Source organism: Streptomyces sp. NPDC052301 (assembly GCF_044593395.1).
Classification (GTDB): domain Bacteria; phylum Actinomycetota; class Actinomycetes; order Streptomycetales; family Streptomycetaceae; genus Streptomyces.
On sequence record NZ_JBIUBE010000005.1, the window covers coordinates 33,250 to 48,257 of the forward strand.

Sequence of the window (15,008 nt, forward strand, 5' to 3'; positions counted from 1 at the left end):
GGCACCGACAAAAGGGTGCGTCAGGCGGCTTCCGTCCACGGTGTTGCCAGGCACTCCGCGTAACGGTGCAGGATCAGGCGGGCCACCGCCGGATGGGCGCCCAGGGGGGCCGCGGCGATCCAGGGGGCCGCCTGCGCGGCTTGCGTCGCGAAGCGGCCCGGTGCCGCGAAGGACGACGCGATCGCCACCCGGTGCCGGCCGCGGGCCGCCAGGGCACGCAGCGCCGTCGGGACGGTCGGGTTCGCGGCGGAGGCGTAGGCCGGGACGACGGGGACGCCCAGACGGTCGGCGAGCAGGCGGGCCGTGCGGCGGGTGTCGGCGGCCGAGTCGGGGTCGCGGGACCCGGCGGCGGCGAGGACGACCGCGCTCGTGCGGCGCGTCGCCTCGTCCGTCGCCGCGGGCCAGCCGGCCTCCCGCAGGCGGTCGTACAGGGCCTCCACGAGCAGCGGGTGCGGGCCCAGCGGCGCGGCCACGCGTGCGCGGGCCGGTGCGGCGGCGGCCATCTCGGGGATGTCCTGCTTGATGTGGTAGCCGCGGGAGAGGAGCAGCGGCACCAGGACGGCCTGGGCGCTGCCGAGGGCGGCGAGGGTGTCGGGGAGCAGGGGCTCGTTCAGCTCGATGTGGCCCAGGTGGACGGGGAGGGCGGGGCGCAGCTCGCGGACCCGGTCCAGCAGGGTCCGTACGGTGGCGAGCGCCCGCGGGTCGCGGCTGCCGTGGGCGACCAGGACGAGGGCGGGCGGGGCCGGGCGGCGGCGTCCGAGCGGCGGGACGAGCCGGAGCTGCCCGGCCAGCCGGCTGCCGATGCTGTTCATGAGGTGCGCCGTGCTGTCGAGGTGGAGGTCGGGCTCGGGGCGGGAAGGGTGCGACGCCGTCATGGAAGGATCCTGCCGGGGTCAGGTTGCGTGGTCGTTGCCGGACCGTCACGAGCGTTTTCCGCTGCTTCACGGCGTACGGATGCACGCTGTGAGGCGAACAGACGCACGACGTGCGGCGAACCGGTTCGTCTCCGTCCGCGTCCTCCATGGTCGAAGCGATCAGACTTTCCGGGGGCCCGTATGAAGATCCGTCGACCGCGGCTGCCACGCACCCGCACGGGGCAGCGCCGGCTGGTGCAGGCCGTGATGGCCGCCTGTGTGCTGGCGCTGCTCCCGGCGACCTGGCTGTACGTGTCCACGGCGGACCGGCTGCGCACGACGGCGGACGCACCGCGGGCGCAGGTCGCCGTGGTGTTCGGGGCGGGGCTGTGGAACGGCGAGCCGTCGCCGTACCTCGCGCACCGGCTGGACGCGGCCGCGAAGCTGTACCGGGCGGGGCGGGTCGAGGTCGTTCTCGTCACCGGGGACAACAGCCGCAGGGACTACGACGAGCCGGACGCCATGCGGGCCTATCTGAGGAAGCACGGGGTGCCGGACCGGCGCATCGTCAGCGACTACGCCGGGTTCGACACCTGGGACTCCTGTGTGCGGGCCCGGAAGGTCTTCGGTGTGGACCGGGCCGTGCTGATCAGCCAGGGCTTCCACATCCGGCGGGCGGTGGCGCTGTGCGAGGCGGCCGGGGTGGACTCGTACGGGGTCGGGGTCGACGCCAAGCACGACGCGACCTGGTACTACGGCGGCACGCGGGAGGTGTTCGCGGCGGGCAAGGCAGTGCTGGACGCGGTGTTCCACCCGGATCCGCGGTTCCTGGGGCGGAGGGAAGACGGGGTGGCGCGGGCGCTGGCCGCCGGGCGGTGAGGCCTCGCCTCACGGCGTCCGGGAGGGCGCGGGGAGGTCGCCGTGCCGGGCGTGTAACGGGGAGCGGTCCGGGGCCGTAACACGCCGGAAGCACGCTGGGCGGCATGGAATCGATCCCCCCGACGCCCACCCACTGCCCGTACTGCGCCCTGCAGTGCGGGATGAACGTCACGCCTCTGCCGCAGGGTGGAGTCGAGGTCTCCGAGCGCGTCGACTTCCCCGTCAACCGGGGCGCGCTGTGCGGCAAGGGCCGTACGGCGGCCGAGGTGCTGGCACCGGGGGTGCGGCTGACCTCGCCGCTGGTGCGGTCCGGGGGCCGGCTCGTCGAGGCGGGCTGGGCGCAGGCGCTGGACCTGGTCGCCGAGCGGCTCGGGCGCACCCGGCGGGAGTACGGTGCCGACGCGCTGGGCGTGTTCGGCGGGGGCGGGCTGACGAACGAGAAGGCGTACTCCCTCGGGAAGTTCGCCCGGGTGGTGCTCGGCACCTCCCAGATCGACTACAACGGCCGTTTCTGCATGTCGTCGGCCGCGGCGGCCGGCACGAGGGCGTTCGGGCTGGACCGGGGGCTGCCGTTCCCCCTGGAGGACGTACCGAGGACCGGCTGCGTGATCCTCGTCGGGTCGAACCCGGCCGAGACCATGCCGCCGTCGCTGCGCTACTTCACCGAGCTGCGGGAGAACGGCGGCACGCTGATCGTCGTCGACCCGCGCCGGACCCGGACCGCCGAGCAGGCCGACCTGCATCTCGCGCCCCGGCCCGGCACCGATCTCGCGCTCGCGCTGGGCCTGCTGCACCTGGTGGTGGCCGAGGGACGCACGGACGAGGAGTACATCCGGGAGCGCACGGCCGGCTGGGAGGAGGCCCGGGCGGCGGCGATGGCGCACTGGCCGGAGTACGTGGAGCGGATCACCGGCGTGCCCGTCCCGCAACTCCGGGAGGCGGTTCGGATGTTCTGCGAGCCGGAGTCGGCGATGGTGCTCACCGCGCGCGGGCCCGAGCAGCAGTCCCAGGGCACGGACACGGTGGGGGCGTGGATCAACCTGTGCCTGGCGACGGGCCGGGCGGGCCGCCCGCTGTCCGGGTACGGCTGTCTGACCGGGCAGGGCAATGGGCAGGGCGGACGCGAACACGGACAGAAAGCCGACCAGTTGCCCGGCTACCGCAAGCTGGACGACCCGGCGGCGCGGGCGCACGTGGCCGGGGTGTGGGGCGTGGACCCGGACAGTCTGCCCGGCCCCGGACGCAGCGCCTACGAACTCCTCGACGCCCTCGGCACCGACATCCGGGCGCTGCTGCTGATGGGGTCCAACCCGGTGGTGTCGGCGCCGCGCGCGGCCCACGTCGAGGAGCGGCTGCGGTCGCTGGACTTCCTGGCCGTCTGTGACGTCGTCCTGTCCGAGACGGCGGAGCTGGCGGACGTCGTGCTGCCGGTGACGCAGTGGGCGGAGGAGACGGGCACGACGACCAGCCTGGAGGGCAGGGTGCTGCTCCGCCGCCGGGCCGTCGCTCCCCCGCCCGGGGTCCGCAGCGACCTGTACGTCCTGCACGAGCTGGCGGCCCGTCTCGGCGTGGAGAAGGGTTTTCCGACCGCCCCGGAGGAGGTCTTCGACGAACTGCGCCGGGCGAGCGCGGGCGGCCCGGCGGACTACTCGGGGATCACCTACCGACGCCTGGCACAGGAGGACGGCGTGTTCTGGCCGTGCCCGCAGACCGCGGACGACACGCCCCACCCCGGCACCCCCCGCCTCTTCCTGGACCGCTTCCCCACCGCCGACGGACGGGCACGGTTCGTCGCCGCGGTCCACCGGGGGACGGCGGAGGAGCCGGACGCCGAGTACCCGCTGCTGCTGACCACCGGGCGGGTGGTGTCCCAGTACCAGTCGGGGGCCCAGACCCGGCGGGTGGCGGAGCTGAACGCGGCGGCTCCCGGCCCGTTCGTGGAGCTGCACCCCCGGCTCGCGGCCCGGATCGGCGCGGCCGAGGGCGACCCGGTGAGCGTGGTCTCCCGCCGGGGCCGGGCCACGGCCCCCGCCCGGATCACGGACGCCATCCGTCCGGACACCGTCTTCATGCCCTTCCACTGGCCGGGCGAGGGCCGCGCCAACACCCTCACCAACCCGGCCCTGGACCCGACCTCCCGGATGCCGGAGTTCAAGTCGTGCGCGGTGCGGGTGGAGGTCCTGGGGCCGCGCTAGCAGGGCGGTGCACGACCCTGGCCGGCGGCGCCGGGCGGCCGTCTCCCGTAGGTTCGGGACCATGTCCGACACACAGCAGTTCGACCTCGACGCCTATCTGGACCGCATCGGGTGGAAGGGGGAGCGGCGGGCCGATCTCGCGACCCTGCGGGGAGTGCATCTGGCGCACGCGCTGTCGCTGCCCTTCGAGAACCTGGACCCCGTGTCCGGCAGGGCTCCGTCCCTCGCCCCCGGCGATCTGATGGCCAAGATGATCCACGGGCGGCGCGGCGGCTACTGCTACGAGCACAACACGCTGCTGCGGCTGGCCCTGGAAGCACTCGGTCACCGGGTGACACCGCTGGCCGCGCGGGTGGTGGTGGGGGCCGAGACGCCGATGAGCCGGCCGCGCACGCACGCCATGCTGCGGGTAGAGGTGCCGGGCGAGCCGCAGCCGTATCTGGCGGACGTCGGGTTCGGTGCCGCGGCCGCGCTGCTGGCGCCGGTACCGCTGGCGCTCGGCACCGAGTCCGAGGGGGCGGGGCGCCGGCACCGGCTGGTGCTGCTGCCGCACGACGGGCCGCTTCCGCTGTGGGCGCTGGAGACGTACGACCGCCGGGCGGCGGACTGGGCCGCCCAGTACGCGTTCACGCTGGAGCCGTTCACCGCCGCCGACTTCGAGGTGTTCAACTGGCACGTCGGCACCAACCCCCGCTCCCCCTTCACCCACCGCCCCTACGTGCAGCGGACCACCGCCGAACGCCATCTCTCCCTGGACGGCGCCCGGTTGACCGAGTCACGGGCCGACGGGACGGTGACCGAGCGGACGTTGTCCGGCGAGGGCGAGGTCCGGCGGGTGATCGAGGAGGAGTTCGGCATCGAGGTGCCGGCGGGGCTGCGGCTGCTCGGCGGCTGAGTCAGCGGCGGGAGAGCCAGTCGCCGCCCTCGATGCGGGTGCCCCGGGCACGCAGCCGGGCGGCGACGGGCGGGGCGGCGAGGTACACCCAGGCGCGGACCGGGATGCCGTCGGTGCGCACCGCGTCGCGGGCGACGCGTTCGTAGAGGTTGCGGGGTCCGTCCGGCACGTACTCCTCCAGCAGGTCCAGCGCGGTGAGCAGGTCCTCGTACGCCTCGGGGAGGGCGGTCACCAGCTCACCGCGCACCTCCTCGCCGGGCTGCTCGACGGCGTAGGGGTAGCCGGGGCCGTCGTACAGGGCGGCGCCGGGCAGGCGGGCCGGTGATGCGGCGGCGGTGCGGCCCCGCAGGAACAGGTCGTGATTGGGCTCGCCGGGCCGCAGGGTGCCGTAGACGAAGAAGGGCAGCGGCCGGCCGGGATCCGGAGTGATCACGGAAACGATTCTGTACCCCCTCGGGCCCGTCACACATCTCCATGAAGACGCTATGGACATGACATGTCATGGCCTCTTAAATCTCTGTGACGTCAGCGCCCGCCCCCACGCCTTCGAGGCGCCTCCCCCGAGGAGACAGATGAGCCGGATACGGCAGCACGTCCGAGGATCCCGTCGCATCGCCACGGCCGGCATCGCCGCCACCACCGCCACCCTGCTGGCGGCCGCTCTCTCCCCCGCCGCCCACGCCGACACGAGACCGACCCGGGTCACCGCGATCGAGAACGCGGCGTCGGCACTCGTCGCCCACGCCACGAGCCTCGGCCTCACCTCCGCCGAGGGCACCAGCGTCCGCGACGTGATCGTGGACAAGGACGGCACCCAGCACGTCCGTTACGACCGCACGTACCACCATCTCCCGGTCCTGGGCGGCGACTTCGTCGTCCACCTCACGCCCAGCGGCGCCTACCACGGCGCCGACCGCGCCACCAGGAGCCGGATCTCCCTGGCCTCGGTCACCCCGAAGGTGTCGGCCCCCGAGGCCGCCGGCCTCGCGGTGAACGCCCTGCGCGCCGTCAACCTCGGCGAGCGGCTGAAGCAGGTCAAGGCCAAGCCCGAGCTGATCGTCGACGCCCTGCACGGCACCCCGAAGCTGGCCTGGCGCACCAACGCCGTCGGCCAGGACTCGCTCGGCAACCCGGTCGCCCGCACGGTGCTGACCGACGCCCGCACCGGCGCCCAGATCGACGCCTGGGACAGCATCGAGACGGCCACCGGCGACGGAAAGTCGCTGTACAGCGGCACGGTGCCGCTGGAGACCACCCAGTCCGGGTCGTCGTACCAGCTCAAGGACCCGACGCGCGGCAACACCTACACCGGTGACGCCGAGGGCAAGACCGACCTGTGCTTCTTCGGCATCTGCTTCAGCCGGGCACCCGCGACCCTGTTCACGGACGCCGACAACCACTGGGGCACCGGCACCACCTCCGACCGCGCCTCGGCCGCCGTGGACGCCCAGTACGGCACCAACGAGACCTGGGACTACTACAAGAACGTCCACGGCCGCAACGGCATCGCCGGTGACGGCAAGGGCTCGTACAACCGCGTCCACTACGGCAGCAAATACAACAACGCCTTCTGGGACGACAGTTGCTTCTGCATGACGTACGGCGACGGTGACGGGACCACCTTCGGCCCGCTCGTCGCCCTCGACGTCGCCGGGCACGAGATGTCCCACGGCGTCACCTCCAAGACGGCCGCGCTGACGTACTCCGGCGAGTCCGGCGGGCTGAACGAGGCCACCTCCGACATCCTCGGCACGATGGTGGAGTGGTACGCGAACAGCCCCTCCGATCCCGGTGACTACCTCATCGGCGAGAAGATCGTGAAGCCCGGCTTCGGCCAGCCCGCCCTGCGCTTCATGGACAAGCCGTCCAAGGACGGCAACTCGGCGGACTACTGGAGCAGTTCGGTCGGCAACCTCGACGTCCACTACTCCTCCGGCGTCGCCAACCACTTCGCCTACCTCCTCGCGGAGGGCAGCGGGGCGAAGACCATCAACGGGGTCAGCTACAACTCCCCGACGTCCAACGGCTCCACGGTCACCGGCATCGGCCGGGACAAGGTCGGCAAGATCTGGTACCGGGCACTGACGGTCTACATGACGTCCTCGACGAACTACGCCGGGGCCCGTACGGCGACCCTCAACGCCGCCAAGGACCTGTACGGCGCGGGCAGCGCGGAGTACAACGCGGTGGCCGCGGCCTGGAGCGCGGTCAACGTGAACTGAGCGGGCGGCGACAGCGGCGGGCCGGTGCTCCGTGCGGGCACCGGCCCCAGCCGTGTCGCTGACGTGCCGTCACCCGTTCAACGCCCCCGGCGGTCCATTCGTGTTCTCTTCGTATGATTATCTTGCGAACATTCTCGGATGCCCCGTGACCTGCGGAAACCCCTGAGACGCTAGGCCGTGCGGGGGCCGTCGGTGACACCCGTTCACCGCATTCCTGACGCTGCATCAGCAAGCGGATCTCCCGGACAGCGACTTATCTCGGAAGGGCAGGGGCGCCGCGCCCCTGGACCAGCCGAAACGCAAGCCGTGGGGAGCACCATGCGACGCACCGCCCGTCTGCTGACCGGTACCGCGCTCGTCGTGGCGGCGGCGGCACCCGCCTACGCCGGTGACACCGGCCGTCTGGACGTCTACCCCGCCACCGTGACGCCGGGCGGCCTGGTCTCGGTGAACACCGCCGCGTGCGGCGACAAGGGCGCGGCGACCGGGGACGCGGGCGCCCTCGGGGCCGGCGTCTTCGCCCTGGCGCCCAGCACGCACCAGGGCGAGGCGATCGGCCAGTTCCGGGTGCCGCCGAGCGCACAGCCCGGGACCTACGAGATCGTCGCCAAGTGCGCCGAGGGCACCCGCCAGGTGACGGGCGACCTGATGGTGACGTTGAGCGCGGCGCACGAGCAGGTGCAGCCGCGCGGAATCATGAAGACGGGGGTCGGCGGAGCATTCGGCCCCGACCCCGTGCAGACCGCGGCGGGCGTGGCGGCACTGGCCGTCGCCGCCGCGGGCGGTACCTGGCTCCTGCATCGCCGGGCGAGAGGCGACGGGATCTGACGGACACCCTCCGCTGTCCGTCCGCCGGTACCGCACGTCCCGCCCCCTCCGGGTCCGATGCCCCTCGCGGCCCGGAGGGGAAGGGCGCATGCGGAGGCACGCCTTCGGGAGAGAGGTCGGTATGCGCAGGAGCGTCAGAAGCGACAGGCTCGGCGACACCGCCATAGCCGCCGTCACCGTCGTCGCCCTCGGCTCGGGCGTGTGGCTGCTGGGCGGAGGCACCGCGGCGCACACCCCGCCCCAGCCGTCGGCGGTCGAGGGCCACCCCGATCCGGCCGGCGAGCGCCTCGCCGCGCCCTCGCTGCCGCCCTCCCCGCCGCTCAGGATCCGGATCCCCGCCATCCGCGTGAACGCCCCGCTGATGGGCCTGGCGCTGACCCGCTCCGGCAGCCTGGACGTGCCGCCCGCCGGTGAGAAGAACCTGGCCGGCTGGTACGAGGCCGGCACCACTCCCGGCGAGACCGGGACCGCGATCGTCGCCGGCCATGTCGACAACACCGACGGCCCCGCCGTCTTCTACGACCTCGGCGCGCTGAAGCGGGGCACCACCATCGAGGTGGACCGCCGGGACGGCGCGGTGGCCGTGTTCACCGTGGACGCGGTGGAGGTCTACGCGGCCCGCGACTTCCCCGACGACAAGGTGTACGGCGCCGCGTCCCGCCCCGAGCTGCGCGTCATCACCTGCGGCGGCGGCTACTCGAAGACGACCGGCTACCAGGGCAACGTCGTGGTGTTCGCCCATCTGACGGGCAGCCGATAACCCCTCAGTGCGGTGCCGGGTCGCCGCCGAGGACGTGCTCCCTGCCCCAGGCGCCCAGTGGCGCCAGGGCCTCGTTCAGCAGGGCGCCCCGGCCGGTCAGGGTGTACTCGACGCGCGGCGGCACCTCGTCGTACTCCTCGCGGTGCACGATGCCGTCGGCCTCCAGCTCCCGCAGCTGCGCGGCGAGCACCTTCTCCGTCACGCCGGGCAGTGCCCTGCGCAACTGGCCGAACCGGTGCGGGCGCTCGTTCAGCGCCCACAGGATCAGCACCTTCCACTTGCCGCCCACGACATCCATCGCCGCGTCGATCCCGCAGACGTACGCCCCGGGCCGTCGTCCGACCGGCATGCGCTCCCCCTTCGCGGCCTGCAGCCTTCCCTCCGGGTAACCACCCACTTCGAAGTAGGTACTTACGCCGGGCGCTCCCTCGGACGAGCCTAGCCGTCATGACCGACAACTCACCCCTGACCCTGCTCGGCACCGGCGCGATGGGCACCGCCCTCGGCCGGGCCTGGCTGGCCGCCGGACACCCGCTGACCGTCTGGAACCGCACCCCCGCACGCACCGCCGCCCTCACCGCCGAGGGCGCGGTGACCGCCGGCAGCGCGGCGGAGGCGGTGGCCGCGAACCGGCTCGTCGTGGTCTGCCTGCTCGACGACGCCTCGGTCGGCCAGGCCCTGGCGGACGCCGACCTGACCGGCCGTGACCTGGTGAACCTCACCACCGGCACCCCCGCCGACGCCCGGGCCCGGGCCGCCTGGGCCGAGGAACGCGGCGCACGCCTCCTGGACGGCGGGATCATGGCCGTACCGCCGATGATCGGCACGCCCGGCGCGTACGTCCTCTACAGCGGCCGCGCGGACCTGTTCGAGGAGCACCGGGACACGCTCGCCGTCCCGGCCGGCACCCGGTACACCGGCACCGACCCCGGCCTGGCCGCGCTGTACGACGTGGCGCTGCTGAGCGCCATGTACGGCATGTTCGCGGGCGTCACGCACGCCTTCGCCCTGGTGCGCCGGGAGGAGGTGGCGCCCGGGGAGTTCGCGGACGTGCTCGTGCCGTGGCTGCACGCGATGGCCGGCACGGCCCACGGGACGGCCGAGCGGCTGGCGAGCGGTGACTACACCGGCGGTGTCGTCTCCCCGCTGGCCATGCAGGTCGCGGGCGCGGGGACGCTGCTGCGCACGGCGCAGGAGCAGGGAGTGCGCACGGAGTTGCTCAGGCCGTTCCTGGACCTGATGCGCCGGCGGCTGGAGGCCGGCCCCGCCACGCACGGGGCGGAGGACATCGCGGGGCTGGTGGACCTCCTGCGCCCCTGAGACAGCGCCAAGCGAAGACAGCGCCTCCGCTGAGACAGCGCCCCGAGAGCGCGCCTGCCGTGAGCACGGCCTCGGCCTCACAGCCCGCCCCGGCGCCTTCTCGGGACCCTCACACCCCCGGCGCGCGCCCGCTGAGGGCAGCGTTCCTCCCGGGAAACAGGAGTGATGCTGCCGGGTAACGTCGAAGCCGCAGGCTCGGGGACATGACCTCGAATACGCGTGTGGTGGTGATCGGCGCCGGCCTCGCGGGCGTACGGCTCGCCCGGCGGCTCGGCGAGCTGGGTACGCCCGCGCTCCTCGTCGGCGAGGAGGAACACCCGCCGTACAACAGGGTGCTGCTCGCCGAGGTGCTGGCCGGCCGGTACGCCCCGGAGGTCATCGGCCTGCCGGCACCGGCGGGGCTGCTGCGGGCCCGGGTCACCCGCATCGACCGGGCCGCCCGCACCCTCGACTGCGCCGACGGCACCTCGATCGCCTACGACACGCTGGTCCTCGCCACCGGCTCCAACCCGGTGCTGCCGCCGCTGCGCGGCCTGTTCACCGCGGACCACCGGCTGCCCGAGGGCGTCCACGCGTTCCGCACCATGGACGACTGCCTGGGGCTGGCCGAGGCGGTCCGGCCCGGCGTACGCGCGGTCGTGATCGGCGGCGGGCTGCTCGGCGTGTCAGCGGCCCGCGCGCTGGCCGTGCGCGGCGCCCAGGTGGTCCTCGCCCAGCAGTCCGAGCGGCTCATGGAACGCCAGCTCGACCCGGACGCCTCCCGGCTGGTGCTGCGGCACCTCACCGGCCTGGGCGTCGAGGTGCACACCGAGTGCCGGGTGCGGGACGTGCGCTGCCTCGCGGGTGCCGTCCGCTCGGTGGAGATGGCCGACGGGTACGCCCTCGACGCCGACCTCGTGGTCCTCGCCTGCGGGGTCCACCCGCGCACCGGCCTGGCCGAGCAGGCGGGACTCGCCGTGCACCGGGGCGTCCTCGTCGACGACCGGCTGCGCACCTCCGACCCGCACATCCACGCCCTCGGCGACTGCGCCCGGCACGAGGGGACGGTCTACGGCCTCGCCGCCCCGGCCCTCGAACAGGCCGACGTCCTCGCCGCGCTGCTCGCGGGTGACACGACCGCCCGCTACCGCGGCACCCGCTCCCTGACCCGGCTCACCCTGACCGGCCCGGGCTCCCCCTTCGACCTCGCCGCGTTCGGCGAGAGCGAGGCGCGCCCCGGCGACGACGTGGTGCGCCTCACCGACGCCACCCGAGGCACCTACCGCAAGGTCGTCGTCCGCGACGACCGCCTGGTGGGCGGGGTCCTCGTCGGCGAACTCGGCACCGTCGGCGCGCTCGCCCGCGCCTGGGAGGGAGCAGAGCCGCTCCCCGACGACGGCCCCCTGCTCCACCTGCTCACCAACGACGGAGGCACCTGATGTCCAGGACCGCACTTCTTGGGGACCGCCCCCGCCCCACGATTCTGCTCGTCGGCCACGGCATGGTCGGCCAGCGGTTCCTCGAGGCGCTCGCCGAGCGCGGCCTGACCGCCACGCACCGCGTGGTCGTGCTGTGCGAGGAGCCGCGTCCCGCGTACGACCGCGTCCAGCTCACCTCGTACTTCTCGGGCCGCACGCCCGAGGACCTCTCCCTGACCGACCGGGAGTTCATCGAGGCCCACGGCATCGAGCTGCACATCGGCGACCCGGCGGAGACGGTCGACCGCGCGTCGCGTACGGTCACCGCCCGCTCCGGGCTCACCGTCGGCTACGACGTCCTCGTGCTGGCCACCGGCTCCTACCCCTTCGTGCCGCCGGTGCCGAACAAGGACGCCGAGGGCTGTTTCGTCTACCGCACGATCGAGGACCTCCTCGCCATCGAGGAGTACGCGAAGGCCAGGGCGACGACGGGTGCCGTGGTCGGCGGCGGGCTGCTGGGCCTCGAGGCCGCCGGTGCGCTGAACGGCCTGGGACTGAACGCCCACATCGTGGAGTTCGCGCCGCGCCTGATGCCGGTGCAGGTGGACGAGGGCGGTGGCGCGGCGCTGCTGCGGACCATCGCGTCCATGGGCCTGAGCGTGCACACGGGTGTGGGCACGCAGGAGATCGTGACGGACGCGTCCGGCGCCGTCACCGGCATGAAGTTGTCCGACGGCTCCGAACTCGCCGTCGACATGGTGGTGTTCAGCGCCGGTGTCCGCCCGCGCGACCAGCTGGCCCGCGACTGCGGCCTGACCGTCGGCGAGCGCGGTGGCATCGCGGTGGACGAGCGCTGCCGTACGGTGTCCGACCCGCACGTGTTCGCGATCGGCGAGTGCGCGCTGGCCGTGGACGGCCGGGTGTACGGCCTGGTCGCGCCCGGTTACGAGCAGGCGGAGACGGCCGCGGCCACCATCGCCGAGGACGAGGCGTCCTTCACGGGCGCCGACCTGTCCACCAAGCTGAAGCTGCTCGGCGTGGACGTGGCCTCCTTCGGCGACGCGCACGGCACCACCGAGGACTGCCTGGACGTCGTCTACTCCGACTCCCGCGCCGGCCTCTACAAGAAGCTCGTCATCGGCGCGGACGGCACGCTGCTCGGCGGCATCCTCGTCGGCGACGCCGAGGCGTACGGCACCCTGCGCGCCCTGACCGGCTCGGTGCCCCCCATCTCCCCCGAGTCGCTCGTCCTGCCCGCCGGAGCGGGCTCGGGGGCCCAGCTGGGCCCGTCCGCGCTGCCGGACGAGGCGATCATCTGCTCCTGCCACAACGTCAGCAAGGGCACCGTCCGGGGCGCGGTGACGGAGCACTCGTGCACCACCGTGCCCGAGGTGAAGAAGTGCACCAGGGCCGGCACCGGCTGCGGCAGTTGCGTGAAGGTCCTCGGCCAGCTCGTCGACGCCGAGCTGGAGGCGTCCGGCATCGAGGTCGACAAGGGCCTGTGCGCCTGCTTCGCGCAGACCCGCGAGGAGCTGTACGAGATCGTCCGCGCGCTGGGCCTCACGTCGTACCGGGAATTGCTGGACCGCTACGGCCGCGAGGGCGCCCGGGGCGGCGACGGCTGCGAGGTCTGCAAGCCGGCCGTCGGCTCGATCATCGCCTCCCTCGCCCCCGCGATCGGCGCGAGCGGCTACGTCCTGGACGGCGAGCAGGCCGCCCTGCAGGACACCAACGACCACTTCCTCGCCAACCTGCAGAAGAACGGCTCGTACTCCGTCGTGCCGCGCATCCCCGGCGGCGAGATCGCCCCCGAGAAGCTGATCGTGATCGGCGAGATCGCCCGGGACTTCGGCCTCTACACGAAGATCACCGGCGGTCAGCGGATCGACATGTTCGGCGCCCGCGTGGAGCAGCTCCCGCTGATCTGGGCCCGCCTGGTGGACGCCGGCTTCGAGTCCGGGCACGCCTACGGCAAGTCGCTGCGCACGGTGAAGTCCTGCGTGGGCTCCACCTGGTGCCGGTACGGCGTGCAGGACTCGGTGCGCATGGCGATCGACCTGGAGCTGCGCTACCGGGGCCTGCGCTCGCCGCACAAGCTGAAGTCCGCCGTCTCCGGCTGCGCCCGAGAGTGCGCCGAGGCCCAGTCGAAGGACTTCGGCGTCATCGCCACCGCGGGCGGCTGGAACCTGTACGTCGGCGGCAACGGCGGAGCGACCCCGCGCCACGCGGACCTCCTCGCGCAGGACCTGTCCGACGCCGAACTGGTCCGTCTGATCGACCGGTTCCTGATGTTCTACATCCGCACCGCCGACCGCCTGGAGCGCACCTCGACCTGGCTGGAGCGGATCCCGGGCGGCCTGGACCACGTACGGGACGTGGTGGTGCACGACTCGCTCGGCATCTGCGACGACCTGGAGAAGCTGATGCGGGCGCACATCGCGCACTACCGCGACGAGTGGGCGGAGACCGTCAACGACCCCGAGAAGCTCGCCCGGTTCGTGTCCTTCGTGAACGCCCCGGACACCCCGGACCCGGTCGTCGCCTTCGTCCCCGAGCGCGACCAGATCAAGCCCGACCTGCCGCTGCTGTCCATCGGCACGCGTCCCTCGGACGGCGCGGCCGACGTCCTGGAAGGAAGCGCCCAGCGATGACCCTGGCACTCGAGAGCACCGACCTGAAGGTCCAGCTCCAGCTGACCGACAGCTGGTTCACGGTCTGCGACCTGAGCCTGCTGACCCCGGGGCGCGGGGTGGCCGCCCTGCTGCCGGACGGCCGCCAGGCAGCCCTGTTCCGCGACCGCTCCGACCGCCTCTACGCCATCGACAACCGCGACCCGTTCACCGGCGCGGCCGTCCTCTCCCGCGGCCTGACCGGCACCCACCAGGGCCGCCCGTTCGTTGCCTCCCCGCTGCTGAAGCAGCGCTTCGACCTGGAGAGCGGGGAGTGCCTGGACGACGCGTCGGTGCGGGTGACGGTGTACGAGGTGCGAGCAGCGTGACCATGTTTGACTGATCGTTCCAGAAAACCTAGGCTGCAGCCCATGGCCAGGACGAAGGAATTCGACCCCGACGCCGCGCTGCAGTCGGCCCTGGAGCTGTTCTGGCGGCGCGGCTACGAGGCGACGTCGATGGCCGACCTGGTCGAGCACCTCGGGATCGGCCGGGCCAGCCTGTACGCGACGTTCGGCAGCAAGCACGAGCTGTACGTGCGCGCGCTGGACCGGTACGGGCAGGCCCAGAACCCGCTGCTGACCCGGGAGCTGTCCCCGCCGGGCCCGGTGCTGCCGGCCGTCCGCGGCCTGGTCCGGCGGTTCGCCGCCGAGGCCACGGCGGAGGCCACCCGGGAGCAGGGCTGCCTGGTCACCAACACGGCCGTCGAACTGGCCCCGCACGACCCGGCCGCCGCCCGCCGCGTGCAGCAGAGCTGGGACAGCCTGGAGACGCTGCTGCACTCCGCGCTGGTCCGCGCCCGCGCCCAGGGCGAGCTGCCCGCGGACCGTGACCCGCTCGCCCTCGCCCGCATGCTGCTCGTCCTGCTCCAGGGCCTGCGGGTGGTCGGCAAGGCCGCCGCGGACCCGGCCAGGGTGCGGGACGCGGCGGAGCAGGCGCTGGCGCTGCTGGACTGAGACACACGGTCGGTGGCGCCATTTTTTCGCACG

14 protein-coding genes are annotated in these 15,008 nt (G+C 73.4%); 11 read left to right on the top strand and 3 right to left on the bottom strand.

What is annotated here, in order from left to right:
- Window positions 1-20: 20 nt before the first annotated feature.
- Window positions 21-875: a sirohydrochlorin chelatase gene (locus ACIHEJ_RS14625; protein ID WP_400135176.1), complete on the bottom strand. Its 855-nt coding sequence runs from the start codon at window positions 873-875 to the stop codon at window positions 21-23.
- Between the two features lie 180 nt (window positions 876-1,055).
- Here ACIHEJ_RS14625 and ACIHEJ_RS14630 point away from each other — a divergent pair, with 180 nt between their 5' ends.
- The 3 genes from ACIHEJ_RS14630 to ACIHEJ_RS14640 all read left to right on the top strand — a co-directional run bounded on the left by ACIHEJ_RS14630 (window position 1,056) and on the right by ACIHEJ_RS14640 (window position 4,823).
- Entirely contained in the window at window positions 1,056-1,733 is a 678-nt protein-coding gene (locus ACIHEJ_RS14630) for a vancomycin high temperature exclusion protein (RefSeq protein ID WP_400135177.1), read from the top strand.
- Window positions 1,734-1,837: 104 nt separating this feature from the next.
- Window positions 1,838-3,928, top strand: a complete 2,091-nt coding sequence (locus tag ACIHEJ_RS14635) for a molybdopterin oxidoreductase family protein (protein ID WP_400135178.1) — start codon at window positions 1,838-1,840, stop codon at window positions 3,926-3,928.
- Between the two features lie 61 nt (window positions 3,929-3,989).
- Entirely contained in the window at window positions 3,990-4,823 is an 834-nt protein-coding gene (locus tag ACIHEJ_RS14640) for an arylamine N-acetyltransferase (RefSeq protein WP_400135179.1), read from the top strand.
- A gap of 1 nt (window position 4,824) precedes the next feature.
- Here ACIHEJ_RS14640 and ACIHEJ_RS14645 read toward each other — a convergent pair whose 3' ends face one another.
- The gene (locus ACIHEJ_RS14645) at window positions 4,825-5,256 is read right to left on the bottom strand and encodes a gamma-glutamylcyclotransferase family protein (RefSeq protein WP_400135180.1); all 432 of its coding nucleotides are present in this window, start codon (window positions 5,254-5,256) and stop codon (window positions 4,825-4,827) included.
- A gap of 139 nt (window positions 5,257-5,395) precedes the next feature.
- Between ACIHEJ_RS14645 and ACIHEJ_RS14650 the strand changes: the two genes are divergently transcribed.
- The 3 genes from ACIHEJ_RS14650 to ACIHEJ_RS14660 all read left to right on the top strand — a co-directional run bounded on the left by ACIHEJ_RS14650 (window position 5,396) and on the right by ACIHEJ_RS14660 (window position 8,633).
- A complete protein-coding gene (locus tag ACIHEJ_RS14650; protein ID WP_400135181.1) occupies window positions 5,396-7,045 on the top strand; it encodes a M4 family metallopeptidase in 1,650 nt (549 codons plus the stop codon).
- Between the two features lie 318 nt (window positions 7,046-7,363).
- On the top strand, window positions 7,364-7,873 hold the full coding sequence (locus tag ACIHEJ_RS14655) for a hypothetical protein (RefSeq protein ID WP_400135182.1): 510 nt from the start codon (window positions 7,364-7,366) through the stop codon (window positions 7,871-7,873).
- Between the two features lie 121 nt (window positions 7,874-7,994).
- Window positions 7,995-8,633: a class F sortase gene (locus ACIHEJ_RS14660; protein WP_400135183.1), complete on the top strand. Its 639-nt coding sequence runs from the start codon at window positions 7,995-7,997 to the stop codon at window positions 8,631-8,633.
- Window positions 8,634-8,637: 4 nt separating this feature from the next.
- On the opposite strand, the gene ACIHEJ_RS14665 is transcribed toward ACIHEJ_RS14660, so the two are convergent.
- Window positions 8,638-8,982 carry a winged helix-turn-helix transcriptional regulator gene (locus tag ACIHEJ_RS14665; RefSeq protein ID WP_400135184.1) on the bottom strand — a complete coding sequence of 115 codons (345 nt, stop codon included), beginning with the start codon at window positions 8,980-8,982 and terminating at the stop codon, window positions 8,638-8,640.
- Between the two features lie 98 nt (window positions 8,983-9,080).
- Between ACIHEJ_RS14665 and ACIHEJ_RS14670 the strand changes: the two genes are divergently transcribed.
- The 5 genes from ACIHEJ_RS14670 to ACIHEJ_RS14690 all read left to right on the top strand — a co-directional run bounded on the left by ACIHEJ_RS14670 (window position 9,081) and on the right by ACIHEJ_RS14690 (window position 14,975).
- A complete protein-coding gene (locus ACIHEJ_RS14670) occupies window positions 9,081-9,953 on the top strand; it encodes an NAD(P)-dependent oxidoreductase (RefSeq protein WP_400135185.1) in 873 nt (290 codons plus the stop codon).
- Window positions 9,954-10,156: 203 nt separating this feature from the next.
- Complete coding sequence (locus tag ACIHEJ_RS14675) at window positions 10,157-11,371, top strand: NAD(P)/FAD-dependent oxidoreductase (protein WP_400135186.1); 1,215 nt, start codon at window positions 10,157-10,159, stop codon at window positions 11,369-11,371.
- Window positions 11,371-14,001 (top strand): nitrite reductase large subunit NirB, encoded by a 2,631-nt coding sequence (nirB, locus tag ACIHEJ_RS14680; protein WP_400135187.1) that lies wholly within the window; start codon window positions 11,371-11,373, stop codon window positions 13,999-14,001. The genes ACIHEJ_RS14675 and nirB overlap by 1 nt, the downstream gene beginning before the upstream one ends.
- Window positions 13,998-14,348 (top strand): nitrite reductase small subunit NirD, encoded by a 351-nt coding sequence (nirD, locus tag ACIHEJ_RS14685; protein WP_400135188.1) that lies wholly within the window; start codon window positions 13,998-14,000, stop codon window positions 14,346-14,348. Before nirB ends, nirD begins: the two co-directional genes overlap by 4 nt.
- Window positions 14,349-14,390: 42 nt before the next feature.
- On the top strand, window positions 14,391-14,975 hold the full coding sequence (locus ACIHEJ_RS14690) for a TetR/AcrR family transcriptional regulator (protein WP_400135189.1): 585 nt from the start codon (window positions 14,391-14,393) through the stop codon (window positions 14,973-14,975).
- The last annotated feature ends 33 nt before the right edge of the window (window positions 14,976-15,008 follow it).

Bases quoted from the DNA above. Each gene is read 5' to 3' on its own strand.
- ACIHEJ_RS14625 (WP_400135176.1), bottom strand. From the start codon at position 875: ATGACGGCGTCGCACCCTTCCCGCCCCGAGCCCGACCTCCACCTCGAC.
- ACIHEJ_RS14630 (WP_400135177.1), top strand. From the start codon at position 1,056: ATGAAGATCCGTCGACCGCGGCTGCCACGCACCCGCACGGGGCAGCGC.
- ACIHEJ_RS14635 (WP_400135178.1), top strand. From the start codon at position 1,838: ATGGAATCGATCCCCCCGACGCCCACCCACTGCCCGTACTGCGCCCTG.
- ACIHEJ_RS14640 (WP_400135179.1), top strand. From the start codon at position 3,990: ATGTCCGACACACAGCAGTTCGACCTCGACGCCTATCTGGACCGCATC.
- ACIHEJ_RS14650 (WP_400135181.1), top strand. From the start codon at position 5,396: ATGAGCCGGATACGGCAGCACGTCCGAGGATCCCGTCGCATCGCCACG.
- ACIHEJ_RS14655 (WP_400135182.1), top strand. From the start codon at position 7,364: ATGCGACGCACCGCCCGTCTGCTGACCGGTACCGCGCTCGTCGTGGCG.
- ACIHEJ_RS14660 (WP_400135183.1), top strand. From the start codon at position 7,995: ATGCGCAGGAGCGTCAGAAGCGACAGGCTCGGCGACACCGCCATAGCC.
- ACIHEJ_RS14665 (WP_400135184.1), bottom strand. From the start codon at position 8,982: ATGCCGGTCGGACGACGGCCCGGGGCGTACGTCTGCGGGATCGACGCG.
- ACIHEJ_RS14670 (WP_400135185.1), top strand. From the start codon at position 9,081: ATGACCGACAACTCACCCCTGACCCTGCTCGGCACCGGCGCGATGGGC.
- ACIHEJ_RS14675 (WP_400135186.1), top strand. From the start codon at position 10,157: ATGACCTCGAATACGCGTGTGGTGGTGATCGGCGCCGGCCTCGCGGGC.
- nirB (WP_400135187.1), top strand. From the start codon at position 11,371: ATGTCCAGGACCGCACTTCTTGGGGACCGCCCCCGCCCCACGATTCTG.
- nirD (WP_400135188.1), top strand. From the start codon at position 13,998: ATGACCCTGGCACTCGAGAGCACCGACCTGAAGGTCCAGCTCCAGCTG.
- ACIHEJ_RS14690 (WP_400135189.1), top strand. From the start codon at position 14,391: ATGGCCAGGACGAAGGAATTCGACCCCGACGCCGCGCTGCAGTCGGCC.